This is a genomic window from Streptococcus oralis subsp. tigurinus, assembly GCF_002356415.1.
Taxonomy (GTDB): domain Bacteria; phylum Bacillota; class Bacilli; order Lactobacillales; family Streptococcaceae; genus Streptococcus; species Streptococcus oralis_F.
Window position 1 is genome coordinate 1,437,469 of sequence record NZ_AP018338.1, and the last position, 23,326, is coordinate 1,460,794.

The 23,326-nt window shown below is 40.4% G+C and carries 23 protein-coding genes, 1 tRNA gene, 3 pseudogenes and 1 other annotated feature; of the genes and pseudogenes, 11 read left to right on the forward strand and 16 right to left on the reverse strand.

Annotated features, from left to right (window positions below):
* Positions 1-6 precede the first annotated feature (6 nt).
* Positions 7-477: a DUF3013 family protein gene (locus STO1_RS07320; RefSeq protein ID WP_096422645.1), complete on the reverse strand. Its 471-nt coding sequence runs from the start codon at positions 475-477 to the stop codon at positions 7-9.
* 115 nt (positions 478-592) lie between these two features.
* Here STO1_RS07320 and STO1_RS07325 point away from each other — a divergent pair, with 115 nt between their 5' ends.
* Positions 593-1,864, forward strand: coding sequence for a replication-associated recombination protein A (locus STO1_RS07325; protein ID WP_096422647.1), 1,272 nt, complete (start codon positions 593-595; stop codon positions 1,862-1,864).
* A gap of 264 nt (positions 1,865-2,128) precedes the next feature.
* Positions 2,129-2,201: transfer RNA gene (locus STO1_RS07330), tRNA-Lys, on the forward strand.
* A 120-nt stretch (positions 2,202-2,321) separates the two neighbouring features.
* Here the strand turns inward: STO1_RS07330 and STO1_RS07335 are convergent.
* A pseudogene (locus STO1_RS07335) lies at positions 2,322-2,627 on the reverse strand (site-specific integrase); the annotation flags it as partial.
* Between the two features lie 152 nt (positions 2,628-2,779).
* On the opposite strand from STO1_RS07335, the gene STO1_RS07340 reads away from it, so the two are divergent.
* The 3 genes and pseudogenes from STO1_RS07340 to STO1_RS07350 all read left to right on the forward strand — a co-directional run bounded on the left by STO1_RS07340 (position 2,780) and on the right by STO1_RS07350 (position 6,716).
* Complete coding sequence (locus STO1_RS07340; RefSeq protein WP_096422649.1) at positions 2,780-3,925, forward strand: low temperature requirement protein A; 1,146 nt, start codon at positions 2,780-2,782, stop codon at positions 3,923-3,925.
* Positions 3,926-4,592: 667 nt separating this feature from the next.
* Positions 4,593-5,108: a DUF308 domain-containing protein gene (locus tag STO1_RS07345; RefSeq protein WP_000672740.1), complete on the forward strand. Its 516-nt coding sequence runs from the start codon at positions 4,593-4,595 to the stop codon at positions 5,106-5,108.
* 461 nt (positions 5,109-5,569) lie between these two features.
* Positions 5,570-6,716: pseudogene (locus tag STO1_RS07350) on the forward strand (low temperature requirement protein A).
* 153 nt (positions 6,717-6,869) lie between these two features.
* Here STO1_RS07350 and STO1_RS07355 read toward each other — a convergent pair.
* On the reverse strand, positions 6,870-8,351 hold the full coding sequence (locus tag STO1_RS07355) for an AcpB/EbpR/MafR family transcriptional regulator (protein WP_096422651.1): 1,482 nt from the start codon (positions 8,349-8,351) through the stop codon (positions 6,870-6,872).
* 296 nt (positions 8,352-8,647) lie between these two features.
* On the opposite strand from STO1_RS07355, the gene STO1_RS07360 reads away from it, so the two are divergent.
* The 5 genes from STO1_RS07360 (at position 8,648) to STO1_RS07380 (ending at position 10,569) form a co-directional block, all read left to right on the forward strand.
* Positions 8,648-8,884 (forward strand): GlsB/YeaQ/YmgE family stress response membrane protein, encoded by a 237-nt coding sequence (locus tag STO1_RS07360; RefSeq protein WP_000964741.1) that lies wholly within the window; start codon positions 8,648-8,650, stop codon positions 8,882-8,884.
* 99 nt (positions 8,885-8,983) lie between these two features.
* A complete protein-coding gene (amaP, locus tag STO1_RS07365; protein WP_049520414.1) occupies positions 8,984-9,547 on the forward strand; it encodes an alkaline shock response membrane anchor protein AmaP in 564 nt (187 codons plus the stop codon).
* A gap of 10 nt (positions 9,548-9,557) precedes the next feature.
* Complete coding sequence (locus STO1_RS07370) at positions 9,558-9,728, forward strand: DUF2273 domain-containing protein (RefSeq protein ID WP_000454669.1); 171 nt, start codon at positions 9,558-9,560, stop codon at positions 9,726-9,728.
* A gap of 11 nt (positions 9,729-9,739) precedes the next feature.
* Positions 9,740-10,324, forward strand: a complete 585-nt coding sequence (locus STO1_RS07375; RefSeq protein WP_000072931.1) for an Asp23/Gls24 family envelope stress response protein — start codon at positions 9,740-9,742, stop codon at positions 10,322-10,324.
* Positions 10,325-10,365: 41 nt separating this feature from the next.
* Entirely contained in the window at positions 10,366-10,569 is a 204-nt protein-coding gene (locus STO1_RS07380; protein WP_000102421.1) for a CsbD family protein, read from the forward strand.
* A 217-nt stretch (positions 10,570-10,786) separates the two neighbouring features.
* Here STO1_RS07380 and STO1_RS07385 read toward each other — a convergent pair whose 3' ends face one another.
* The 3 genes and pseudogenes from STO1_RS07385 to STO1_RS07395 all read right to left on the reverse strand — a co-directional run bounded on the left by STO1_RS07385 (position 10,787) and on the right by STO1_RS07395 (position 12,460).
* Complete coding sequence (locus STO1_RS07385; RefSeq protein WP_172843649.1) at positions 10,787-11,308, reverse strand: hypothetical protein; 522 nt, start codon at positions 11,306-11,308, stop codon at positions 10,787-10,789.
* A gap of 69 nt (positions 11,309-11,377) precedes the next feature.
* Positions 11,378-11,901 (reverse strand): annotated as a pseudogene (locus tag STO1_RS07390) (thiol-disulfide isomerase).
* A 103-nt stretch (positions 11,902-12,004) separates the two neighbouring features.
* Positions 12,005-12,460 carry a GNAT family N-acetyltransferase gene (locus STO1_RS07395; RefSeq protein ID WP_096422653.1) on the reverse strand — a complete coding sequence of 152 codons (456 nt, stop codon included), beginning with the start codon at positions 12,458-12,460 and terminating at the stop codon, positions 12,005-12,007.
* A 69-nt stretch (positions 12,461-12,529) separates the two neighbouring features.
* On the opposite strand from STO1_RS07395, the gene STO1_RS07400 reads away from it, so the two are divergent.
* Positions 12,530-13,189 carry a prepilin peptidase gene (locus tag STO1_RS07400; protein ID WP_096422655.1) on the forward strand — a complete coding sequence of 220 codons (660 nt, stop codon included), beginning with the start codon at positions 12,530-12,532 and terminating at the stop codon, positions 13,187-13,189.
* Here the strand turns inward: STO1_RS07400 and trpA are convergent.
* The 10 genes from trpA to STO1_RS07450 all read right to left on the reverse strand — a co-directional run bounded on the left by trpA (position 13,161) and on the right by STO1_RS07450 (position 23,285).
* Positions 13,161-13,937 carry a tryptophan synthase subunit alpha gene (gene trpA, locus STO1_RS07405; protein ID WP_096422657.1) on the reverse strand — a complete coding sequence of 259 codons (777 nt, stop codon included), beginning with the start codon at positions 13,935-13,937 and terminating at the stop codon, positions 13,161-13,163. The two genes, STO1_RS07400 and trpA, sit on opposite strands and share 29 nt — an antisense overlap.
* On the reverse strand, positions 13,930-15,153 hold the full coding sequence (trpB, locus tag STO1_RS07410; protein WP_096422659.1) for a tryptophan synthase subunit beta: 1,224 nt from the start codon (positions 15,151-15,153) through the stop codon (positions 13,930-13,932). Before trpB (STO1_RS07410) ends, trpA begins: the two co-directional genes overlap by 8 nt.
* Positions 15,131-15,730 (reverse strand): phosphoribosylanthranilate isomerase, encoded by a 600-nt coding sequence (locus STO1_RS07415; protein ID WP_096422661.1) that lies wholly within the window; start codon positions 15,728-15,730, stop codon positions 15,131-15,133. Before STO1_RS07415 ends, trpB (STO1_RS07410) begins: the two co-directional genes overlap by 23 nt.
* The gene (gene trpC / locus STO1_RS07420; RefSeq protein ID WP_096422663.1) at positions 15,717-16,484 is read right to left on the reverse strand and encodes an indole-3-glycerol phosphate synthase TrpC; all 768 of its coding nucleotides are present in this window, start codon (positions 16,482-16,484) and stop codon (positions 15,717-15,719) included. Before trpC ends, STO1_RS07415 begins: the two co-directional genes overlap by 14 nt.
* Positions 16,481-17,485 (reverse strand): anthranilate phosphoribosyltransferase, encoded by a 1,005-nt coding sequence (trpD, locus tag STO1_RS07425; protein WP_000658688.1) that lies wholly within the window; start codon positions 17,483-17,485, stop codon positions 16,481-16,483. The genes trpC and trpD overlap by 4 nt, the downstream gene beginning before the upstream one ends.
* 10 nt (positions 17,486-17,495) lie before the next feature.
* Positions 17,496-18,062: an aminodeoxychorismate/anthranilate synthase component II gene (locus tag STO1_RS07430; protein WP_000601900.1), complete on the reverse strand. Its 567-nt coding sequence runs from the start codon at positions 18,060-18,062 to the stop codon at positions 17,496-17,498.
* Positions 18,059-19,420 carry an anthranilate synthase component I gene (gene trpE / locus STO1_RS07435; protein WP_096422665.1) on the reverse strand — a complete coding sequence of 454 codons (1,362 nt, stop codon included), beginning with the start codon at positions 19,418-19,420 and terminating at the stop codon, positions 18,059-18,061. Before trpE ends, STO1_RS07430 begins: the two co-directional genes overlap by 4 nt.
* A 293-nt stretch (positions 19,421-19,713) precedes the next feature.
* Entirely contained in the window at positions 19,714-20,892 is a 1,179-nt protein-coding gene (gene trpB, locus STO1_RS07440; protein WP_045592556.1) for a tryptophan synthase subunit beta, read from the reverse strand.
* Positions 20,893-21,054: 162 nt separating this feature from the next.
* Positions 21,055-21,286 (reverse strand) — a binding site (T-box leader).
* Positions 21,287-21,320: 34 nt separating this feature from the next.
* Positions 21,321-22,550 (reverse strand): DegT/DnrJ/EryC1/StrS family aminotransferase, encoded by a 1,230-nt coding sequence (locus STO1_RS07445; protein WP_172843650.1) that lies wholly within the window; start codon positions 22,548-22,550, stop codon positions 21,321-21,323.
* Between the two features lie 42 nt (positions 22,551-22,592).
* Positions 22,593-23,285 carry a sugar transferase gene (locus STO1_RS07450; RefSeq protein WP_000922228.1) on the reverse strand — a complete coding sequence of 231 codons (693 nt, stop codon included), beginning with the start codon at positions 23,283-23,285 and terminating at the stop codon, positions 22,593-22,595.
* Positions 23,286-23,326 lie beyond the last annotated feature (41 nt).

Below are 23,326 nucleotides of genomic sequence, written 5' to 3' on the forward strand. Positions count from 1 at the left end.
TAGTCTCTAGTATCTCGGATAAGGATAAAACTCTCCCTCTTCCAAGCCGACTTTCCCCTCTTCAAAGACTTCTTGGTTCCATTCCATGACGAACTCTTCTGCTTCTGGGTCTTCCAAAAAGTCCATGAGGGCATCCAGCCCAACCTCTGCAGTGTCTTTGAGGAATAGCGCAAAATAAGCTAAAAATTCGCGAGAAAAACCTTTTTTTAGAAGATAAGGAATGACAGCCAAATAATCGTCCGCATTGACTGTTGACTTGGCAGGATTGTAGAAAAGGACTGCTTCTTCAAAGAGAATGTCGTCTGATGACACCTCTCCGTCCTCGTCCAGCATCTCTACTCCCGCAGCGTTTTGCGCTTCCAAGAGAAAACTCACTTCTACCGCATGATTGCGCTTGTCCCAACTAATCTCAAAGTCAAAGGGAAAGTTCTTCTCCAACTCTTCCTCTAAAACATCTAAAAATCCGTATGTTGCCATTTTGTCCTCTTTCTATGCGATTCTTTAATTGCCCCGATTACTCAGAAATATGCTAAAATAGATACTACCATCTTACCACATATACATCAGAAAATCCATGTTAGAAAGGACTGCTATGCCAGACAACCTCGCGCTTCGCATGCGCCCAAAAACCATCGACCAGGTCATCGGTCAGGAGCATCTGGTCGGACCTGGAAAAATTATCCGTCGCATGGTGGAAGCCAATCGTCTGTCCTCCATGATTCTCTACGGACCTCCAGGAATCGGAAAGACCAGTATAGCCTCTGCCATTGCTGGAACGACCAAGTATGCCTTTCGGACCTTTAATGCGACTGTTGATAGTAAAAAGCGACTGCAAGAAATCGCCGAAGAAGCTAAATTTTCTGGAGGATTGGTCCTACTACTGGACGAGATCCATCGACTTGACAAAACCAAGCAAGATTTTCTACTTCCCCTCTTGGAAAGTGGTCTGGTCATCATGATTGGCGCTACGACTGAAAATCCTTTCTTTTCTGTCACTCCAGCCATTCGTAGTCGTGTTCAGATTTTTGAGTTAGAACCCTTGGCCAATCAAGATGTTAAAGAGGCGATTCAAATCGCTCTAACTGACCCTGAGCGTGGTTTTGACTTCCCAGTTGAGCTAGATGAGGATGCGCTGGATTTCATCGCAACCTCTACCAATGGAGACCTTCGTTCTGCCTTTAATTCACTAGATTTGGCTGTTCTCTCTACCCCTGAAAATGACAAGGGCATCCGCCATATCACGCTTGATATTATGGAAAATAGCCTCCAGCGAAGCTATATTACTATGGACAAGGATGGAGACGGGCACTACGATGTCCTCTCTGCCCTGCAAAAATCCATCCGTGGCTCGGATGTGGATGCCAGTCTCCACTACGCAGCCCGCTTGATTGAAGCTGGGGATCTGCCTAGTCTAGCTCGTCGTTTGACTGTTATCGCTTATGAAGATATCGGCTTGGCCAATCCTGAAGCCCAGATTCATACCGTGACTGCTCTAGATGCTGCACAAAGGATTGGTTTCCCAGAAGCTCGCATTCTCATTGCTAATGTTGTGATTGATTTAGCCCTTTCTCCCAAGTCCAACTCAGCCTATGTGGCTATGGATAAGGCTCTTGCTGATCTCAAAACTTCTGGTCACCTACCAATCCCTCGTCACTTACGTGATGGACATTATAGCGGTAGCAAGGAATTGGGGAACGCCCAAGATTATCTCTATCCACACAACTATCCTGGACACTGGGTCAAACAAGACTACTTGCCAGAAAAGATTCGCAATCATAGCTACTTTTCACCAGAGGAAACTGGCAAGTACGAACGGGCCTTAGCCCAACGTAAGGAAACCATTGATAAATTAAGAAACTTGTGAAATCCTTTTCAAAAAAAATAAATTTTCCTCTTGAATTTTTTAAAAAAAGTGGTATCATATAAATATAGAAACGCTGTGGTGTACGACTTCACACTTAAGTGTTGACCGACTATTTTTTGTATTATTAGGGAAACAAAAGTCTTCTAACAGCATGTAGGCCGTCTCACACGGAAACAGCTTCAGTTAGAGCGAGTTGCCCACCTGCTTAATTGTGCGGGTTCAATACAAACCGTGAAGTTTCGGCACCAATACAGCTTTTTATTTGCCTTCTTAGCTCAGTTGGTAGAGCAGTAGACTCTTAATCTATGGGTCGCAGGTTCGAGCCCTGCAGGGGGCATCTAAATACAACAGGAAAAGCCTTGGAACCAAGGCTTTTTTGCTTGTCTATAACTGATTTGCCCCACATTTTTTTATGAGCAATCTTTCCAGACATCTCTAATTTGATTAAATTCTTCAAAAATTTTCTCCTTACTGCTAAAAGTAAATCCAGATAGTCCTTTTCTGTATGTAAATATTTCTCTTCTGTCATCTGTTGTTCTTTGGATGAAAATAATTCGACATGTTGTGTAAAATCATCTATTAGAACTTTGTCGACAATTGCCATTTGGATGCTCTGATGAATCCCAGTATTCAATCTACCAAGAAAATTTCTACCAACTGTTTGTCCATACTTATTCATAATTCTTTGGTATTTACTCGCACGAATTTGAGTGACTTTTATTTGACATAATGATTTTCTCTTTATTTCATTTGATTTATGAGACTATTTTACAAAACAGAAACCGACAAGTAAATGAAAAAAGAGGTCAAGGTTTTGACAATTCGCGTCACATGAAGTTATTTAAGCATATCCTTTTCTCTCATTACCATTTTCTGTTATAATAAATTGTACTTCTAGAATAGAAAGGACTTAAGATGACAACTCTTATTAAACATAAACGTGTAGAATTTTCAGAACTTTTTTATGACCTAGTTTTTGTTTTTGCAATTTCAAAAGTAACTACTTTAATTGAGCATCTTCATAACGGTATTTTGACTTGGAATTCTTTCCTTGATTTTTTCATGGCTGTCTTGGTTCTCACTGATTCATGGATGATTCAAACCGTTTATACCAATCGCTATGGAAAGAACTCTTTATTTAACATGGTAATCATGTTTATCAAAATGGGACTTTTACTCTTTATAGCCAATATGATTGGACCTGATTGGCAACAATATTTTCATTATCTTTGTTGGGCTGTTGGTACATTAACCTTTACCTTATTTTTACAATATTTGGTTGAATTTTTTAGAAAATCAACCGATAATGTTGAACGGGAAAGTATCAAAGGTTTTCTATGGATAACAGGTCTAGGAAGTTTAGGAGTCTATCTAGCAGCTCTTCTTCCTATTTACGTTGGAGTCTCTGTCTTATTTGCTAGTATTCTGCTAACATTTATTATGCCAATTATCTTGCTTAGTAAAGATAAGCATTACCAGGTAAATCTCCCCCATTTAATCGAGCGCATCTCCCTTCTTGTCATTATTACGTTTGGAGAGATGATTATGGAGCTAGCTAACTTCTTTACAATCGAGAATTTCTCGATTTATTCGGTTCTTTATTTCATTATTATGATTTCTCTGTTCTTGTTTTATTTTGGTCAATTCGACCATGCTATTGATGAAGAATCTAATCAAAAGGGACTATTTCTAATTTACAGTCACTATCCTATTTTCATTGGACTTATTATGATAACCGTTTCGATGAGTTTTCTTCTGAATCCTGAAGCTAATCTTCTCTTTGCAACCATCTTCTCTTATATCGGATTTGGCCTCTTTCAAGCTGCTGTCCTAGTAAATGGACCCCATAACAAACACTATCTTCGCTATTCGAAAAGTTACTACTGTGTCCAAGCGACACTCTATCTGGCTGCCTTGATTCTCTCTTTAATCTTTGCTTCTAATCCTATAATAGTAGTGAGTATAACAACCATTTTAGCTCTAGCTATAGCCATTCATTTTATTTATTTTTATATGACACAGAATAAAAAATATTCCAAATCTAACTGGGGATTATTTTAATGAGTTTATAACATTAAAAAGCTTTGGGAACCAAGGCTTTATATGATATCAATCACCGACCACGAAAATGTTTAGCTTACAGAACTGCTAGTGAAGCTCTAGAGGATGAGTTCGAGTAAATGTTGCACTTATTCTTGCAATTTATCATTTACTTGATGCACGAACTCGATATTTTTTTCGTTAATTTGTTTTTGCCCCACTTTTGCCCCATTTTTAAATCCTGACATTGAAAATACCTAAATGTATTTCCCTAAAATCAGCTATATTTCAACATTTTTGTTTATTTTCAATATGAAAAGTTCTTACAAATTCATGCAGGGGGCATCTAAACAACAGGAAAAAGCCTTGATTTACAAGGCTTTTTTGTTTGTCTATAACTGATTTGCCCTACATTTAAATCTATCTTTTCTTTTTGAATCAAATTACATCTTAACAAATAGTGTAAAGCCAGTTACTTTTGCTTTGATGCCATACAATATTTTCATGTAGAGAAGACAAATTTTATCTTCTCTTTTTATTTTCAAAATAATAAAAACTGATTTTCTTTTCATAAATCAGACTGAAACTTCCAAATTTTCCATTTTGTTTATTGACATTTCCTCTAAAAAGGTGTATAATATTTTTATTATCAAACTATACTATACTATACTATATAGGGGGTATTGAAATGAAATTTTCTAATCGTTTACTGCTATTCCTTGCAGGAGTTGTTTTTGTCCTTTTAGGACTTTTCCTATTTACAAACCCAGTAGCTAATCTTGTTGCTTACAGCTGGTGGATTGCATTTGGTTTACTGGTTTCTTCTATAGCAGCTATTTTAGGCTATTTCTCTGTACCAAAAGAGCTTCGCTCACCAGCTCATCTTTTCCAAGGGATTGTTAATCTTCTCTTAGCTCTTTACCTCGTTGCCTATGGCTTTGTGACGCTGCCAGTTGTCATTCCAACTATTTTAGGAATTTGGTTAATTGTAGAAGCCATTATAGTTTTCTTTAAAGGCAATCGTTTGGGATTGATTTTCCCTATTATTGGCAACCATATCATGTGGATAGCGTTGCTTGCATTTTTACTAGGTCTAGTGATTTTGTTCAATCCAGTAGCTACAAGTGTCTTTGTCGTTTATGTCGTTGCCTTTGCATTTTTAATTGTTGGTTTCACCTATATCCTTGATGCCTTTCGTAAATAATCTAGCTGCCATTTTGGGCATATTAAAATAGCTGGGAAGTTACATTCTCAGCTTTTTCTGTTGCCTCCTTAGCTCAGTTGGGGCATCTAAATCAACAGGAAAAAGCCTTGATAACCAAGGCTTTTTTGTAGTCTTAGCACTCACTCTTTATTGGAGGCTGGGACAAAAGTCCTAGCCTCTCAATTGTCTTTGGATTATCGAACAAGACGCAGTGGTTGAGTGGGCTCTACTACGCTGATTTCATCAGCTTTTAAAGCCCTACTCAACTGTGCGGAGGTGGGACGACGAAATCGAATTCTAACGAATTACCGGTTTCTGTCCCACTCTCTATCCATGAGGCTGAACTCTATATTCTGAAACGGTTTGGCCGGTCCACTTTTTAAAGACCACTTCATACCCTTCCATTTCATTGCCATTTTCTGTTATAATAAATTGTACATCATAACTAGAAGGAACCTACTATGACAAACCTTATCAAACACAAACGGGTAGAATTTACAGAGCTGTTTTATGATCTGGTTCTGGTCTTTGCCATTTCAAAAACAACGGCCCTCATTCACCATCTTCATAACGGTATTTTGACTTGGAGTTCTTTATTTGATTTTTTCATGTCTCTTTTAGTCCTTGTCAATTCCTGGATGATTCAGACCGTTTATACCAATTGCTATGGGAAGAACTCTTTATTTAACATGGTGATCATGTTTATCAATATGGGCCTCCTGCTCTTTATATCAAATATGATTGGCCATGATTGGCAGCTCTATTTCCACTCTTTTTGCTTGGCCGTTGGTACCTTAACCCTTACCCTTTTCTTCCAATATCTTGTTGAATATTATCGACAATCAACAGATACCATTAATCGAAAAAGTATCAAGGGTTTTCTCTGGATGACAGGCTTGCGCACATTTGGTGTCTATCTAGCGGCTCTCCTTCCAATCAACCTTGGTATCTATGTCTTCCGTTCTCAGTATCTTCCTTACCTTTATTATGCCCATAACCATGACTCGTAAGGCCAAGTATTTTCAAGTCAATCTCCCCCATTTAATCGAGCGTATCTCCCTTCTAGTCATTATCACTTTTGGGGAGATGATTATGGGGCTAGCTAACTTCTTTACGATCGAGAATTTCTCGATTTATTCCCTTCTTTATTTCATGATCATGCTTTCTCTGTTCTTCTTTTATTTCGGTCAATTCGACCATGCCATTGATGAAACATCTAATCAAAAGGGGATATTTCTAATTTACAGTCACTATCCTATTTTCATTGGACTAATTATGTTGACTGTTTCGATGAGTTTTCTCCTTAATCCTGAAGCCAATCATCTCTTTGTGACCAGCTTCTTTTATATCGGACTTGGCCTCTTCCAAGCAGCTGTCCTAGCAAATGGCCCCTATAACAAACACTATCTTCGCTTTTCGAAACGTTTCTACTTCATCCAGGCTGCACTCTATCTGACCGCCTTAACTCTCTCTTTAATTTGTGCTTCTAATCCTATGATAGTAGTGACTATTGCAACCATTTTGACCCTAGCTATAGAAATTCATTTTGCTTATTTTTATATTAAACAGACTAAAAAGTTTTCAACAGTTGACTGGCATTTGTTTTAATGATTTTATAACACTGAAAAGCCTTGATTTACAAGCCTTTATTCTTTGCTTTGAACTAAAAAATGACAAGATTTTTAGGATATTCTGAGTCTAATATAGATGAAATTCTTTTCTTATAAGAAAAAACGCTATCTAGCGTTTTTTTATTCTTAGTTACTCGTCTAATCGAATAAACATCATTGCGTTAAGCAAAGAGATGAGAGCGACTGTATTGACATTATTGGAATAGATCAGTCTCTTATTTTCAATAGGCGGAATAATAAAATTAGAAATAATGATGTCGTAAGGTGATTCTTTTAGAGCATCAAGTGATAACTCTAGTTCACTCCAAACTTCCAGTTCAAAATTGTTACTGCAATAGTAAGCAAGTGTCTCGGCTACTGATTTTGCATGATACTGATCAAAATTACTCACGACCAAAACCTTTAATTTAGGTTGGTTTTGTAAAAGATTTAGCACCAAGTGTTTGCTATGAGTGATAAAAGTATAAGACAAATGATTGACCTTCATTGAATTACGATCCATATCCAAAGCCTCTAGATAATGTTCCATTCCTTCCTTCACCTCTGAAACAAATCGAGGGAAAATATTTTGAAAGTTCTTGATTGTATTGCCTTTTTGATCAAATAGGATAAACTCTGTCGATAATTCCTGGCGATGCAGATGTGCTGTATTATGCAGATGCCAAATCAGATTGTCTCTATTGTCTACTTGGAGATTATAGTCTCTTGATACCTGATCTACTAGTTCTCCCAATAACTGATACGATTTTTTTACATAGCTGTCTGTTTTTGCATGGTTCAGAAATACTTCTTCATCTATGAAAAACATTTTTTGAAAATAGGATACAAATAGTTGACCTATCACTTCTTTATTCAGAGAGATACGATATTCAGAATCAAAGCTCGCTACAATCTCTTCGATGCCTTCTGCCTGCATGAAAGACTCTAACAATTGATTGTTAAAAGAATTTTTCTCAACTTCCAAGAAATGACCAAACTTTATGCGATATAAATTTGTAACCAGAAGTAATTTTAACATTCTGTGAGTTGATAAATTCATCGGGAAAGAAGTTGCTTTATAGACAAATTCCAATAATTGAGACAAGGGTTCTTGAGAAAAATCTTCAAAAGGCCATTCAAGGAAATAATATTTCTCTGAAAAATACTGGGCAAAAAAGTAACGGATATCAATCTCATTTCCAGTGATTCGAACTGGATTGAGGCTAATTTCAAAACAATATTGTTTCTTAATAATCTTATTAATGTGACGGATGATACGGTAAAGAGAGGAAGAACTGATATAAAACTCTTTGCAAATACTATCAGCATCACATCCTTCATTAAAGAAGATAAATTCTAAAATTGAAAAGTGGGTTGAATGCTTAAAAAAATGATGATAGACCATCTCAATATCACTATCATCGGTATTAATGATACGGATGCCGTTTGTTGAGGAATGAAATATCAAGTCAGGAAAGGAAGACCTGACATGGGACAAGTCATCTTTTACAGAACGTTCTGTACAGTGCAATAATTCTGCTAGTTCCGAAATATGAAACCAGCGTTTGTTTTCAAATAGTAATTCTAATAATTCTAATTGTCTGTGACTTTTTTTCGATAATAAATCTCTCATGGATAGCTTTTCTCTCTTTATAATAAACTGAAGGATTGTCTTTCAATCTTCATGCAATTATACCACATGGAGTGTATTTATCCTCTTACAACGACTTTTGCTTGTCATCAAAAGACTAGTCTAATTCCTTAGAAACTCAGTAGCATCAAGATTTTCTTATTTATTTGTATCTAAAGTACATGTTTACAGTACGGTTTTTAAGACGAACTATTATGTTTCCAAGTTGAAATACTATATAATTAGTGTAATCAAAGAAATTGATTCTTTGATTTAGAAATAGAAAAGGAGGATACACTATGTTGTGGTCCATTATTGTAGGAGGTCTTATTGGTCTCATCGCAGGTGCAATCACTAAAAAAGGTGGTTCAATGGGATTGATTGCAAATATCTTTGCAGGTCTTATCGGTTCGTCTGTAGGGCAATCACTTCTAGGAAGCTGGGGACCTTCATTGGCTGGAATGGCTATTATTCCGTCAATCGTAGGTGCTGTGATTGTTGTTGCAGTCGTTTCATTTCTATTTGGTAAAAAATAAGCATTACCTAATAAGAAATTAAAAGTGATAAGCCATAATTTTGAATACTGTAGACGGGTAAAATTATGGTTTAAAGCTTTTCATTTGAAAGGATTTAATATGTCAAAATCAAAGAAAATATTGTTACTTATTTTCTGTATCTTAATCTTGACTATTTTCCTTCCTATTCTCATAGATTATCATCAGGTCAGTGATTTAGATATCCATTTATTCAGTTGGAGAGAACTCTACGCTGAATTCCTGATTGCTAGATATGTCTTTTGGGGGACACTTGTCCTATCTGTTTTAGTTTTAATTTCAATGTTAGTGATACTCTTTTATCCTAAACAATATCTAGAGATTCAATTAGAAACTCAAGAAGATACATTAAAACTAAAAAATTCAGCTATCGAAGGCTTTGTTCGATGTTTGGTCATTGATCATCAGTTGATCAAAGAACCAACGGTCCATGTAAATAGCCGCAAAAATAAATGTTTCGTTACTGTAGAAGGGAAAATTCTTCCTTCAGACAACATCTCAAATCGATGTCTAGTCATTCAGAATGAAATAACTCATGGATTAAAGCAGTTCTTTGGTATTGAACGTGAGGTAAAACTTGAAGTTAAAGTAAAAGAAGTTGAACCTCGAAAAACGACCAAAAAGACTGTTAGTCGTGTAAAGTAAGGAAGTAAAAATGGAATGGTTTAAAAAATATCAGTATCCAATTATTGCAGGTTTAGTAGGTGTCATTCTCGCTTGCTTTATCTTATCCTTTGGCTTTTTCAAAACACTCTTTGTACTAATTTGTGGAGCCTTAGGAGCATTTGCAGGATACTATGTTAAGGAAAAATATTTAAATAAATAAAGGAGTCTCGTATGTCAAACGTAGATAAAAATGTAGAAAAAAAAGATGTTGCTGTTGTTTCTCAAGATGTTAAAGGGGAACTCACTTATGAGGATAAAGTCATCCAAAAAATCATTGGTCTTTCACTTGAAAAAGTACCTGGACTTTTGGATGTGGATGGAGGATTCTTCTCTAATCTAACAGAAAAAATTATCAATACGGATAATGTCACTCATGGTGTCAATGTTGAAGTTGGGAAAGAGCAAGTTGCAGTTGACTTGAACATTGTTGTTGAGTACCAAAAGAATGTCCCTGCTTTATACAAAGAAATCAAAGATGTTGTCGTATCACAAGTTACAAAAATGACTGATCTAGAAGTGGTTGAAGTCAATGTGAATGTTGTTGATATCAAAACGAAGGAACAGCATGAAGCAGATTCAGTTAGCCTCCAAGACCGAGTAACTGACGTGGCTTCTTCAACAGGAGAATTTGCTTCAGAACAATTTGAAAAAGTGAAATCTGGTATCGGTTCAGGTGTTGCTGCTGTTCAAGAAAAAGTAGGCGAAGGTGTTGAAGCCGTTAAGGGCGAAGCAAAGGAAAATGCTCGCGTACACTAATTCATCTGGTCTAAATCAATCAATTTAAAGGAGGCAGAATCATGTCAACAGAAGAAAAACTAAATCAAGCAAAAGGTTCCATTAAAGAAGGTGTCGGCAAAATGATTGGCGATGAAAAAATGGAAAAAGAAGGAACAGCTGAAAAAGTTGTTTCTAAAGTAAAAGAAGTTGCTGAAGATGCTAAAGACGCTGTCGAAGGCGCTATTGAAGGTGTTAAAAACATGCTTCACAAAGATGAAAAATAAGGCTAAAAGTTAGCTGACCTTTTCATCTATAGTAGTCAAAAAGAGGACCGTAAATGTCCTCTTTTTTTGTACATCGAATTCTAAACACGCTCCCATTTTTCGTTAAAAGAGATTCTTAACAGGAAAGTCTCTGGTTTCAGGGCTTTTTTGCTTACTTAAAATAATATCTCCCTTTTAAAGAAAGAAAATTTAAAAGCTTGCACACTACTAGACTGGCTTATTTATCCACCACTTGAGCCTCAAATTGGGCTGGTTGGTTGTCTACATTGGTAATGGTTATCGTGTAGGGCTTGTTATTGGTGGCATCAAAGACTTTTTCACCTTGGTAACTCACAACAACTCCATCTTTTTCTAAATAAATATCTGCTTGCTTGTTTGGAAGTTCTTCATCCTCCTCATCGAAACCATGGCTTTTTGTAATTTTTTGTTCCTCTACTCCATAGTAAATAGCACCATTTCGCTCACTCCAAACATCTGATCCAGATAATTTAATTCTGCTAGAATCTTTCTTCTTCAAGATGAAGATTGAATAGTATTCCAAATCTTGTGTTCTGGGATTTACTCTTAAGCTGACGGATTCCCCTGGTTGAAGAGTGTATTTTCCATAGTTCAAAACTGAAAAGACAAACCAAACTAGTAGCAAACCATAGAACACTCCTATCATCATTCGTGAGCGCCTGCTTTTAAAAAAACGTAAAAGTAATACAAAAGAGACAATAAAGAGCAATTCTGTAAACATTCTTTTCCCCTTTTCTTATCATCGTTGACATCCTGAACAGAGTCTCGCTTCCATTTCTCACTAGTAACATCAACCATACAAAGTCTGATACATCTTATCTAGAAAAGATTTCAACTCTTTTTGAACAATCTTTAACAAGCGTTCTTCTTCGGCTTGAGAGATGTTCACATCTTCTTTTTTTGATTACTAATATGAGAATAGTAACTACGTTTTAGGGTTAATTGATTATCTAAAATATAGTAGGCATTTATTTTTTCCTCATTTACCATTGTTGCAAATAAAACAGAAACTTCATCCCTGCCAGGATTCAACATTTTCAGATCGATGTCTCCTTTTATCCCTATGGAGTCAATTCCTCCATCCAAGCGAATGGCACCGTCGGGAGGAACAATATAGCCTGCTTTCCGCATGTCAGACGCATATTTCCCTGACGCCGTTAAATGTTTTAAGACAGCTATAGTGTCCTTTTCTTCAAAGGAGGTCTTTAATTGGAAGCGTTCTTGGTGGCTTTGATACTGAGAATAAAGAGTGATACCAACAACTAAGGCAAGTACAGAAGCGAGCAAGATTCGTATTTTTCTACATCTCGACATGTTTATCTCCTCTATCTTAGAAATCATAGAAGTCTTGTTTCTAACTTTGAAAGATAACTTCCTTATCCTTGAAAATCCTTGGGACTCTAGTCCCCCGTGACTGTTATCTGCCCTTTTTCATGATGTATTTTCGTATAGGTACTTCAACCATTTGAACGATTTCAAATCCTGCTTTTTGGTAAAGCTTGTAAGCTGTTTTATTTGCCTCGTAGACATTTAGAGAAATAGTATCTATGTCTTCATTTTCAAAGGCCAAACTAACAAATTTTCTTAAAGCCTGGCTACCTAAGCCTTGTCCCTGTTTCTGGGGATTGATAAAAAATCTCCCAATATGAAGATTCCTGTCTTCTAGCCTGATTTTCTGGATAAGCCCCACAAACTCTTGTCCATCAAAGATTGAAAAGATTCCTTCCAAATCTTGCAAGATTTGAATTGTTAAGGGAAAAGGAATCATTGTTCCCATCCATTGTTCTTGAAAGGATTTGCCAAGGGAGTTGGACCATTGGCTTAAGAGCTGAGCATTTTCTGTGCTCATATTTTCTTCAAAACGAATCATCATCTTGACCTCACCGTCTTATCAATGTTTCTTTATTATACTACTTCTTCTATTTTTTACGAATAGATAAGTATGATTGATCTTTATTTTTTTCTTGTCGGGAGCATTCTCGCTTCCTTTCTCGGTTTAGTCATTGATCGTTTTCCTGAGCAATCCATTATCCAACCAGCCAGTCACTGCGATTCCTGTCAGACTCGCTTGCGACCCTTAGATTTGATTCCGATTATCTCTCAAGTAATTGGTCGCTTTCGCTGTCGCTACTGCAAGATTCGCTATCCTATTTGGTATGCCCTCTTTGAACTAGGCTTAGGACTCCTCTTTCTAGCTTGGTCTTGGGGCTGGCTTTCCTTAGGTAAAGTCATCCTCATCACTGCTGGTTTGACCTTGGGAATCTATGACTTTCGCCATCAGGAGTATCCCTTACTGGTCTGGATGACTTTCCACCTAATCCTCATGGCCTGCTCTGGCTGGAATCTGGTTATGGTCTTCTTTCTTGTTCTCGGAATCATGGCTCATTTTATCGATATCCACATGGGAGCAGGGGATTTTCTCTTTCTGGCTTCTTGTGCGCTCGTCTTTAGCGTGACAGAATTACTCATCTTGATCCAGTTTGCTTCTGCGACGGGAATCCTAGCCTTTCTCCTGCAAAAGAAAAAGGAAAGACTTCCTTTTGTGCCTTTCCTCTCACTTGCTGTTTGTTTGATTATTTTTGGTAAGCTACTGCTTGTTTGATAAAGTCCTCAATCGGCTCTCCTTGGTGGAGAGCTTTTACAATTTTCGAACCGACAATAACGCCATCTGACACCGCATTAAAGCGTTCTACATCTTCTTGACTAGACACACCAAAACCTGTCAAGACTGGGATGTCAGCTACTTGATGCAATTGCGCCAAGTGCTTGTCCAAGTCTGCACGGTAATTTCCTGATTTCCCTGTTACCCCATTGATGGCAACAGCATAGACAAAGCCTTCAGCTTCCTTGATCAACTCTTTTTGACGCTCGAGTCCTGTTGTCAAGCTAACTAGGGGAATCAAGGCAATGTCTGTATCTACCAAAAAGGGCTCTACAAAGTTGGCATGCTCATGAGGAAGGTCTGGGATAATCAATCCCTTAACCACTGTATCTGCCAAATCTTTGACAAATTTGTCCACACCGTACTGAAAGAGGGGGTTGAAGTAGGTCATGATGACCAGTGGCACCTCAGTCTGAATGGTTTTCAAGGTTTCAACCAAGGCCTGAGTAGAAGTTCCATGAGCTAGACTGCGTAAGCCTGCTTCTTCGATCACAGGTCCATCTGCAACAGGGTCTGAAAAGGGAATACCCACTTCAATGGCTGAAACACCCAAATCTTCTAAAAAGTGGATTGTTTCACCGAGACCCTCAAAGCCTTTCTCGTGGTCCCCAGCCATGATATAGGGAACAAAAATTCCTTTTCCAGTTGCTTTGATAGCGTTCAGTTTTTCTGTTAGTGTCTTAGACATGGACTTCTCCCTTCTTTGCTGCATCTGCTTCCAAGCGGTCTTTGACTTGAACTACATCCTTGTCTCCACGACCGGATAGGCAGACAATCATTGACTTGTCTGGACCAAGTTCTTTGGCCAATTTCACCGCGAAGGCAATGGCATGGCTAGATTCCAAGGCTGGAATAATCCCTTCCACACGAGACAAGAGTTGGAATCCTTCCAAGGCTTCCTCGTCAGTCACAGGAACATAGCTGGCACGTTTGATATCATGATAGTGAGAGTGTTCTGGACCGATACCAGGATAGTCCAATCCTGCTGAGATAGAGAAAGCTTCAAGAATTTGACCATGAGCATCTTGGAGCACATCCATAAGAGAACCGTGGAGAACACCTGGACGACCCTTGGTCAAAGTCGCTGCGTGGTGCTCCGTGTCCACACCAAGTCCAGCTGCTTCAGCCCCATACATAGCTACAGACTCATCTTCTACAAATGGATGGAAGAGACCAATCGCATTAGAACCACCACCAACACAGGCTACTAGGGCATCTGGCAAATCTTGACCTGTCAAGTCACGGTACTGTTGTTTGGCTTCTCTACCGATGACACTTTGGAAGTCACGAACTATTTCTGGGAATGGATGAGGCCCCAAGGCAGAACCAAGGATATAGTGGGTATCATCGATATTAGCCACCCATGAACGAAGGGCTGCATTGACTGCGTCCTTGAGCACGCGCGAACCATCTGTCACGGCCTCAACCTTGGCTCCCAAAAGCTCCATGCGGAAGACATTAAGGGCTTGGCGTTTGACATCTTCCTCACCCATATAGATGGTACATTCCATGTTAAAGAGGGCCGCAGCTGTTGCAGTTGCCACACCGTGCTGACCAGCACCAGTTTCAGCGATAATTTTCTTTTTACCCATGCGTTTAGCCAGAAGAACCTGTCCCAAGGCATTATTAATCTTGTGAGCCCCTGTATGGTTGAGGTCTTCCCGTTTGAGGTAAATCTTGGCTCCTCCGATATGCTGGGTCAAGTTTTTTGCGTAGTAAAGGGGAGTTTCACGTCCTACATACTGGCGTAAGAGCTGCTTTAATTCCTCTTGGAAACTTGGGTCTACCTGACTTTCACGGTAGGCCTTCTCCAACTCCAAAACTGCTGTCATCAATGTTTCTGGGACAAAACGTCCGCCGAATTTTCCGTAAAATCCATCTTTATTTGGTTCTTGATATGCCATTCTTTGCCCTCTCTATAAATCTTCTCATCTTTTCGTGATCTTTTTGTCCATCCGTCTCCACTCCACTTGATACATCTACTGCGTAGGGAGTAAAGCGTTGAATTGCTTGTACTACATTGTCTTCATTAAGCCCACCTGCGATGAAGAAGGTCTGAGCTAATCCCGTCGTATCCAATCGTCCCCAGTCAAAGGTCTGGCCACTCCCAGCCACAGGGGCATCAAAGAGTAGATAATCTGCCTGAGAACTTGGCACATGACCATTTCCATCCACCTGCACAGCCTGAATGCTGGCACAAGGTAAATCCTCAAACAAATCATCTGCTACCTGACCATGAACTTGAACCAAGTCCAAGCCAACTTTTTCAATCGCTTCTAGCAATTCTGCTCGACTTGGTGAAACAAATACACCAACCTTTTTAACATTAGCAGGAATGAGCTTTGCCAGCTCTGCGGTCTCTTCCAAGGTCACCTGCCTTTTACTAGGTGCAAAGACAAAACCAATGTAGTCTGCCCCTGCTGAAACAGCTGTCTCTACCGCTTCTTTGGTCGATAGGCCACAAATCTTAACCTTTGTCAATCTGCAACTCCTTGATTCTCTGGGCTACATCTTCTGCCTGCATGAGAGCTGTTCCCACCAAAATTCCGTTAAAGTATGGTGCTACTCGTTCCGCATCCTGCCCTGTGAAAATGGCAGATTCAGAAATATAATAGCGACCTTCCTTAAAGTGCTGGGCCAAGTCTACACTAGTCTGCAAGTCGACCTCAAAGGTGGTCAAGTTGCGGTTATTAACCCCAATAATCTCAGCGCCAAGTCTGTGGGCCACTTCTAGTTCAGCTAGATTGTGAGTCTCCACCAAGACTTCCAGACCAAGCTCTGTCGCGTAGTCATACAGTTCCTTGAGGCGTTCTTCTGACAAGGCTGCGACGATGAGCAAGATAACTGTCGCGCCGGCATTGCGAGCGCGGATGATTTGCTTTTCGTCGATGATAAAGTCCTTGTTGAGCGTTGGAATGTTTACCTGACTGGAGATCTCACGTAAATAATCCAAATGCCCTTTAAAGAAAACTTCATCTGTCAAAATTGAAATCATCACTGCGCCGTTCGCTTCATAAGTCTGGGCCTGTTGCACAATATCCACATCGAGATTGATATCTCCCAGACTAGGGCTAGCCTTCTTGACTTCGGCGATTACCTGCAAACGGTCCTGGTGATTCTTCAAAAATGCTGCCAAGCGATAGGTCTGGCGCAAGGGCTGGATTTCCTCCAGCTCCATTTGCTTGACTTCACGCGCCTTCTGCTCCAAAATTCGTGCTAAAAATTCCTGACTCATTTTTGGTACTCCTGTAACAGTCTGAGCTTTTCAAGGGCCTTGCCACTAGCAATTACTTGACGGGCCAAGGCTACTCCTTCCTTGATACTAGCTACCTTACCATTAGCATAGAAACCAAGACCAGCGTTTAAGACTGTTGTTTCCAAGAATGGACTTGGTTCATTTTGAAGAACGCTGAGCAAAATTTCTGCATTTTCCTGAGCATTGCCTCCACGAATATCTTCGATAGCGTAGCCTTCCATCCCCAAATCCTCTGGAGTGAAGCTTGACAAGGTGATTTCGCCATTTTCAAGAAGAGCAATCTTGGTTGTTCCGTTCAAGCCAGCTTCATCCAGCCCTTCTGGTCCAGCAACCACGATGGCACGTTTACGACCCATATTTTTCAAAACCTGAGCTGTACTTTCTAGCAGTTCTGGACGACTAATACCAAGCAACTGTGTTTCTAAGGCCATTGGGTGAATCAGTGGACCAGTCAAGTTCATGATTGTTGGAATTCCCAACTCCAAACGAGCTGGCATGATGTATTTCATAGCTGGGTGCATGTTTTTAGCAAAGAGAAAGACGATTCCAGTTTTATCGAAAACCTTACCTAGTTCAGCTGGTTTGAGGTCAAGATTGATGCCTAATGCTTGAAGGACATCTGCCGAACCTGATTTAGAAGAAATCGAACGGTTACCGTGCTTAGCCATATGAATGCCACCACCAGCCAAGACAAAGGCTGCAGTTGTGGAGATGTTAAAGCTGAAGGACTTGTCTCCACCAGTACCACAGTTGTCCATGGCGTCGTGGATTTCAGTCGGAATGTGTTGGGCATGTCCTCTCATGACTTGTGCAATAGCTGTGCGTTCTTCCGGTGTTTCCCCCTTCATCTTAAGAGCTAAAAGGAGAGAAGCAATCTGCGCTTCAGTGACACGACCAGTTACGATGCGCTCAATGACATCCGTCATTTCCACACCTGATAAATTTTCAAATTTTGCTAGTTTTTCAATAATCTCTTTCATCCTAGTTTCCTCACTTTACAACCTTCTCGATAAAATTCCGAATAGAAGACAAGCCATCTGGCGTTCCGATACTTTCTGGATGGTACTGGAAGCCATAAATCGGTAGACTTTTGTGTTGAATTCCCATAATAGCTTGGTCATCAGTCGAACGAGCTGTCACTTCAAAGCCTTCTGGCATTTCTTCAATCAAAATACTATGGTAACGCATGACTGGACGACCATCCTCAATGCCTTGATAGAGAACAGATGGCGCTTCAAAGCTGATATGGCTCTGTTTCCCATGCATGACCTTTGGAGCCAAACCTAACTTCCCACCAAAGACTTCTGCGATGGCTTGGTGACCCAAACAAATCCCTAGAATCGGCTTCTTACCTGCAAAGTCACGAATCATGTCTTCCATCTTTCCAGCATCAACCGGCCAACCAGGACCGGGAGAAAAGACCAGACCATCTGCTTTTTCAGCTTCTTCATACAGCTTGGGATCATCATTTCTCAAGACCTGCACTTCTGCAAAATTCCCAATGTATTGCGCCAAGTTATAGGTAAAAGAATCATAGTTATCAATCAATAAAATCATGGTCTTAGTTCTCCAATTCTAGTCATAGATTTTGCTTTGTTAATGGTTTCTTGGTATTCGTTTTGGGCGATAGAGTCATAGACAATCCCTGCCCCAGCCTGCACATAGGCTGTTTGTTTTTTGAGAATCATCGTTCGAATGGCAATGGCCAAATCCATATCACCCGTCGCAGACAAGTAGCCTATCGCTCCTGCGTATACGCCCCGTTTTTCCGTTTCCAGTTCATAGATACGTCTCATCGCTCGAATCTTTGGTGCTCCTGAAACTGTTCCAGCTGGAAGTGTGGCTTTCAAGGCATCCATGGCAGTGAGTTCTGGAAGCAAACGCCCCTTGACCACACTGGTCAAATGCATGACATAGCGGAAGAACTCCACTTCCATATACTTGGTAACTTGGACACTTGCCGTTTCAGAGATGCGGCCAATATCGTTACGACCCAAGTCTACCAACATCCGATGTTCTGCTGTTTCCTTCTCATCAGAGAGCAAGTCTGTCGCCAAAGCCTTGTCCTCTTCATCCGTGGCCCCTCTTGGTCGCGTCCCCGCAATCGGATTAGTTGTCACGATGCCATTTTTGACAGAAACCAAACTTTCAGGACTGGCACCGATGATTTGATAATCACCAAAGTCATAGAAATAGAGGTAATTGGATGGATTGGTCACGCGGAGATTTCTGTAGAAGTCAAATGGATTTCCAGTAACTTCAGCTGAGAAACGCTGACTGAGCACGCATTGGAACATATCGCCATTACGAATCAAGTCACGAGCTGTTTCCACCATTTCCTCAAACTTCTGAGGAGCGATATGGGGTTTGAAGTCAAGTGGTGATAAATCCAAATCTTCAAATTCATTTGGAGCAGGAATGCGTAATTCCTCAAGCACTTGATTCAAAGCTTTTTCCAAGTCTTCTTGACTGCGCTCACTATAAAGATCATCCTCGATGACATGGATTTTTTCCTTCTTGTGGTCAAAGACCATGTAACTCTCATAGACAAAGAAATGCATGTCTGGCATCCCAATTGTATCCTCAGGGATTTGACCGATTTCTTCATAGAGCGAAATCATATCGTAACCAACAAAGCCGATAGCTCCCCCACCAAAAGGGAGATCTGAATGGTGCTGGCTCTTATGAGTCACTTCATAAAGGTAATCCAAGGGATCCCGATCAATCACTTGACCATTTTGATAAAGGACTCCATTTTCAAACTGAATCTCAAAAACAGGATTATAAGCTAGGATAGAAAAACGAGCGGTTTCCTTGTCTCTCGGGATACTCTCTAGTATAACCTTGTGTTGCCCCTTTAGGCGCATATAAGCCAAGATTGGTGATAAGACATCTCCATGAATGATTCGTTCCATTGTAATTTCCCTTTCAGTTCTACTTCTAGTCCGTGGCGACTGTATGAAAAATCCCCACGCAAAATAACTTGCGTGAGGACGAGATTCGCGGTGCCACCTCAATTATAGGATTTCTCCTATCTCTCATTCCTGTCTCAGAACTTTCCTATAACAGGCTGTGCGATAAAGGGCACTCCCTTGAGAATTATGTTTTCTTCTCTCGTTTCAGATGGACCCAACCTTACAGCTTTCTCTGCTTGTTTCCAGCAACCACAAGCTCTCTGGGAAAGAAAGTACTGTAATTTTTCCATCTCTTATTTTTTAGCTTCAAGGTAGTCTGCAATCGCAGCTACGTCCTTGTCTCCACGACCAGAGACATTGATGATGATAATCTCATCTTTACTTAGTTTCGGTGCACGTTTAACCGCTTCTGCGATGGCGTGCGAACTTTCAATCGCTGGGATAATCCCTTCAGTCTTGCTGAGAAGGAGCAAGGCTTGAACAGCTTCTTCGTCTGTCGCTGCCACATATTCCACGCGACCTGAATCTTTAAAGTAGGCGTGTTCTGGGCCAACCCCTGGATAGTCTAAACCAGCTGAGATAGAGTAAACTGGCGCCAGCTCTCCATCTTCCTTAAAGACTGCATAAGTCTTCATACCGTCGACAATTCCGACACTACCCTTTGTCATAGTGGCTGCATGCTTGTCTGTGTCAAGTCCGTGACCGGCAGCTTCGACCCCAACCAATTTGACTTCTTCATCAGCCACATACTGTGAAAAAGCACCGATGGCATTGGAACCACCACCTACACAGGCAATGACGTAGTCTGGTAAACGACCTTCTTTTTCTAAGATTTGACGACGAGATTCTTCACTGATGACCTTTTGGAATTCATGAACAATGGTAGGATAAGGGTGAGGGCCTACAGCAGATCCCAAAACGTAGAAGGCTTCAAGGTCATTCATCCATGCTCCAAAGGCTGCATCAACCGCATCCTTAAGAGTTCGTGTTCCCGTTTCAACTGCATGAACGGTCGCTCCCATCATCTCCATACGGAAAACATTGAGACGTTGACGCTCCACATCTTCTGCCCCCATGTAGACATCACAGGCCATACCAAACTTGGCCGCAGCTGCTGCTGTCGCAACACCGTGCTGACCAGCTCCTGTTTCTGCGATCACTCGTTTTTTGCCCATACGTTTGGCAAGAAGAATTTGTCCTAAAACATTGTTGAGCTTGTGAGAACCAAGGTGGTTAAGATCTTCACGTTTAAGATAAATCTTAGCTCCACCTAGGTGGTCTGTTAAACTTTCCGCAAAATAAAGCGGTGTTTCGCGACCAGAATAATCCTTCAAGTAATGGCGAAATTCTGCCAAAAACTCTGGATCATCCTTGTACTTGTCAAATGTCACTTCCAACTCATCCAACAAAGCTTGAATCGGCTCCGGTACAAAACTACCACCAAATTGTCCAAAATAACCTTTAGTTGTCATAAAATTTTTCCTCTTTCCATATTAATTCGGCTTTTTGTTTGCTTTTAGTAGTAGGCAAGGAGCTGCAGATAGAACTCAAGTTCATCAAAGCGACTTAACGCCCTAATAAAAGATAAACAAAATGACCGAAAGAAAAAAGCCCACACACAGAATCGACTTCCATGTGAGGGCGTTGGTAACGCGGTGCCACCTCAATTATAAAGGGATTATTCCCCTTTACATCTCTGCCTTGTCTAACAACAAGTTGCACTGTAAGGTGTGCGCACCGAATTTTCATTGTTTCAAATTCATTTTTAAAATCAGCCCACTTTCACTACTTTCAACCACCTGTTCACAATCACCACAGGCTCCCTGAAGATCAAAAATAATTACTCTTCTGATTTATTGAGAATATTATATGTTATTGTTCTATCTTTGTCAAGATTTTTTTATGATTTTTTTCCAGAACCGAGGATTTCTTCGGAAATTCTCACCAAAGTCTGAACGATGTAATCAACTTCTTCATCGCTTAATTTTGTATGAAGAGGGAGCGTAATTTCATTTTCAAAGAAGGCATAGGCTCTTGGATAATCTGCCATATCAAAGCCAAGATTCTTATAGGCTGTCAAGAGAGGAAGCGGTTTGTAGTGTACATTACTTGCAATTCCTGCTTTGGCCAATTCTTGGATGATGAGGTTGCGTTCTTCTAAGCTTGCTCCTTCTACATGGGTGATGTAGAGGTGACGACAAGATTCGACAGTATCAGTCTTGTGTGCCAATGGGTGAATACGAGTACCCGCAAAACCACGATCATAGCGGTCCACGATGTCCTTACGACGTTGCAACAAACCAGGGTAACGATCCAATTGTACCAAACCAATCGAAGCCATGATATCCGTCATGTTGCACTTGTAGGCAGGTGTTACGATATCGTACTCCCACGAACCCAATTGCATCTTAGCAAGAGCATCCTTAGTCTGACCATGAAGGGAAAGGATTTGGAATTCCTTGTACATTTCTTCGTCGTCAATCGCCGGATTGGCCTTCCAAGTCGCACTTCCTCCCTCAGCCGTTGTAAAGTTTTTAACGGCATGGAATGAGAAGGAAGTAAAGTCAGCGATAGAGCCAGCAGGGTGTCCTTTGTAAGTAGATCCCAAAGCATGAGCACTATCAGAGACAAGCACAATACGGTTAAAGACCTTTTGCCATTTACTTGAAGCAGTAAAGAGATCGCGTTTCTTCTCCACAATTTGGAACAAACGATCATAGTTGCAAACAATCCCTGCAAGGTCTACTGGGATGATCACCTTAGTCTTTTCAGTGATGGCTTGCTCAAGCAAGTCATAGTCCATCTCAAACGTATCTGCTTGAATATCCACCATGACAGGTGTCGCTCCTACGTGTGTGATGACACTACATGAAGCTGTATAGGTCATGGCTGGAACAATGACTTCATCTCCAGGTCCCACTTCCAAAACACGTAAAATCAACTCAAGAGCGGCTGTCGCAGAGTTGAGGCAGACAGTCTTAGGTGTCTGTGTGTATTGGGACAAGCGACGCTCCAGTTCTTTTGTCTTAGGACCTGTTGTGATCCAACCAGAACGTAGGGTATCCGCTACTTCAGCAATTTCAGCTTCGGTAATATCAGGTGGTGAAAATGGAATATTGTAATTTGGCATTGATTTGCTCCTTTTATCTGTACTCATTTTCTCATGACTACTTTATTTTAGTACCTCAAACACGGTTTGAAACATGATTTTGATGTCTCCAAGGAAACTAAATTCTCGGAGATAGGCGAGATTATAGCGCATCTTTTCAGGGAGGACATGTTCGACATAGGCCTGGTCAACTGACAGACCTTTCTCCGTCATTTGACTGATGATGGTGTCCTCATCCTTGTAGTTGATGCTGGCTGGAGAGGTGATTCCTGCTGGCAAGAGCAAGGTCGCCATCATTTCAGGACTATACTGCTCCGTGTAGCGTGGCACCTCAGGTCGTGTCCCAACAAAGGACATCTCGCCTTTAAGGACATTGACTAGCTGAGGTAGTTCGTCCAAGCGCACACGGCGAATGAAATTTCCCACTTTGGTAATACGGCTATCGTTAGCAGAAGTCACTAGACTTCCTTTTTTATCCGCATCCGTTACCATAGTACGGAACTTCCAAATCTTGAACGAACGGTTGTACTGGGTCACGCGCTCTTGCTTGTAAATGACAGGTCCCTTGCTATCCAACTTGATCCAAATGCTCAAGATAAGAAAGATGGGAGAAGTCAAAATCAGTAAAACCAAGGCCAGAACCCAGTCCAGACAACGCTTGAAGATCAGCGAACCTTTCCTTTTAGAGACAAGCTGGTAGTAAGACTCAACCTCGCTTGATTGCATTTCCACGGGCAAGTCTTCCCATTTCAGCATGCTGTTTCTCCTTTGTTTTTATTATACTATTTGTCAACATT

What these genes read in the sequence shown, in the direction of transcription:
- STO1_RS07320 (WP_096422645.1), bottom strand. Translation starts at nt 477, where the DNA reads ATGGCAACATACGGATTTTTAGATGTTTTAGAGGAAGAGTTGGAGAAG.
- STO1_RS07325 (WP_096422647.1), top strand. Translation starts at nt 593, where the DNA reads ATGCCAGACAACCTCGCGCTTCGCATGCGCCCAAAAACCATCGACCAG.
- STO1_RS07340 (WP_096422649.1), top strand. Translation starts at nt 2,780, where the DNA reads ATGACAACTCTTATTAAACATAAACGTGTAGAATTTTCAGAACTTTTT.
- STO1_RS07345 (WP_000672740.1), top strand. Translation starts at nt 4,593, where the DNA reads ATGAAATTTTCTAATCGTTTACTGCTATTCCTTGCAGGAGTTGTTTTT.
- STO1_RS07355 (WP_096422651.1), bottom strand. Translation starts at nt 8,351, where the DNA reads ATGAGAGATTTATTATCGAAAAAAAGTCACAGACAATTAGAATTATTA.
- STO1_RS07360 (WP_000964741.1), top strand. Translation starts at nt 8,648, where the DNA reads ATGTTGTGGTCCATTATTGTAGGAGGTCTTATTGGTCTCATCGCAGGT.
- amaP (WP_049520414.1), top strand. Translation starts at nt 8,984, where the DNA reads ATGTCAAAATCAAAGAAAATATTGTTACTTATTTTCTGTATCTTAATC.
- STO1_RS07370 (WP_000454669.1), top strand. Translation starts at nt 9,558, where the DNA reads ATGGAATGGTTTAAAAAATATCAGTATCCAATTATTGCAGGTTTAGTA.
- STO1_RS07375 (WP_000072931.1), top strand. Translation starts at nt 9,740, where the DNA reads ATGTCAAACGTAGATAAAAATGTAGAAAAAAAAGATGTTGCTGTTGTT.
- STO1_RS07380 (WP_000102421.1), top strand. Translation starts at nt 10,366, where the DNA reads ATGTCAACAGAAGAAAAACTAAATCAAGCAAAAGGTTCCATTAAAGAA.
- STO1_RS07385 (WP_172843649.1), bottom strand. Translation starts at nt 11,308, where the DNA reads ATGTTTACAGAATTGCTCTTTATTGTCTCTTTTGTATTACTTTTACGT.
- STO1_RS07395 (WP_096422653.1), bottom strand. Translation starts at nt 12,460, where the DNA reads ATGATGATTCGTTTTGAAGAAAATATGAGCACAGAAAATGCTCAGCTC.
- STO1_RS07400 (WP_096422655.1), top strand. Translation starts at nt 12,530, where the DNA reads ATGATTGATCTTTATTTTTTTCTTGTCGGGAGCATTCTCGCTTCCTTT.
- trpA (WP_096422657.1), bottom strand. Translation starts at nt 13,937, where the DNA reads ATGTCTAAGACACTAACAGAAAAACTGAACGCTATCAAAGCAACTGGA.
- trpB (WP_096422659.1), bottom strand. Translation starts at nt 15,153, where the DNA reads ATGGCATATCAAGAACCAAATAAAGATGGATTTTACGGAAAATTCGGC.
- trpC (WP_096422663.1), bottom strand. Translation starts at nt 16,484, where the DNA reads ATGAGTCAGGAATTTTTAGCACGAATTTTGGAGCAGAAGGCGCGTGAA.
- trpD (WP_000658688.1), bottom strand. Translation starts at nt 17,485, where the DNA reads ATGAAAGAGATTATTGAAAAACTAGCAAAATTTGAAAATTTATCAGGT.
- STO1_RS07430 (WP_000601900.1), bottom strand. Translation starts at nt 18,062, where the DNA reads ATGATTTTATTGATTGATAACTATGATTCTTTTACCTATAACTTGGCG.
- trpE (WP_096422665.1), bottom strand. Translation starts at nt 19,420, where the DNA reads ATGGAACGAATCATTCATGGAGATGTCTTATCACCAATCTTGGCTTAT.
- trpB (WP_045592556.1), bottom strand. Translation starts at nt 20,892, where the DNA reads ATGACAACTAAAGGTTATTTTGGACAATTTGGTGGTAGTTTTGTACCG.
- STO1_RS07445 (WP_172843650.1), bottom strand. Translation starts at nt 22,550, where the DNA reads ATGCCAAATTACAATATTCCATTTTCACCACCTGATATTACCGAAGCT.
- STO1_RS07450 (WP_000922228.1), bottom strand. Translation starts at nt 23,285, where the DNA reads ATGCTGAAATGGGAAGACTTGCCCGTGGAAATGCAATCAAGCGAGGTT.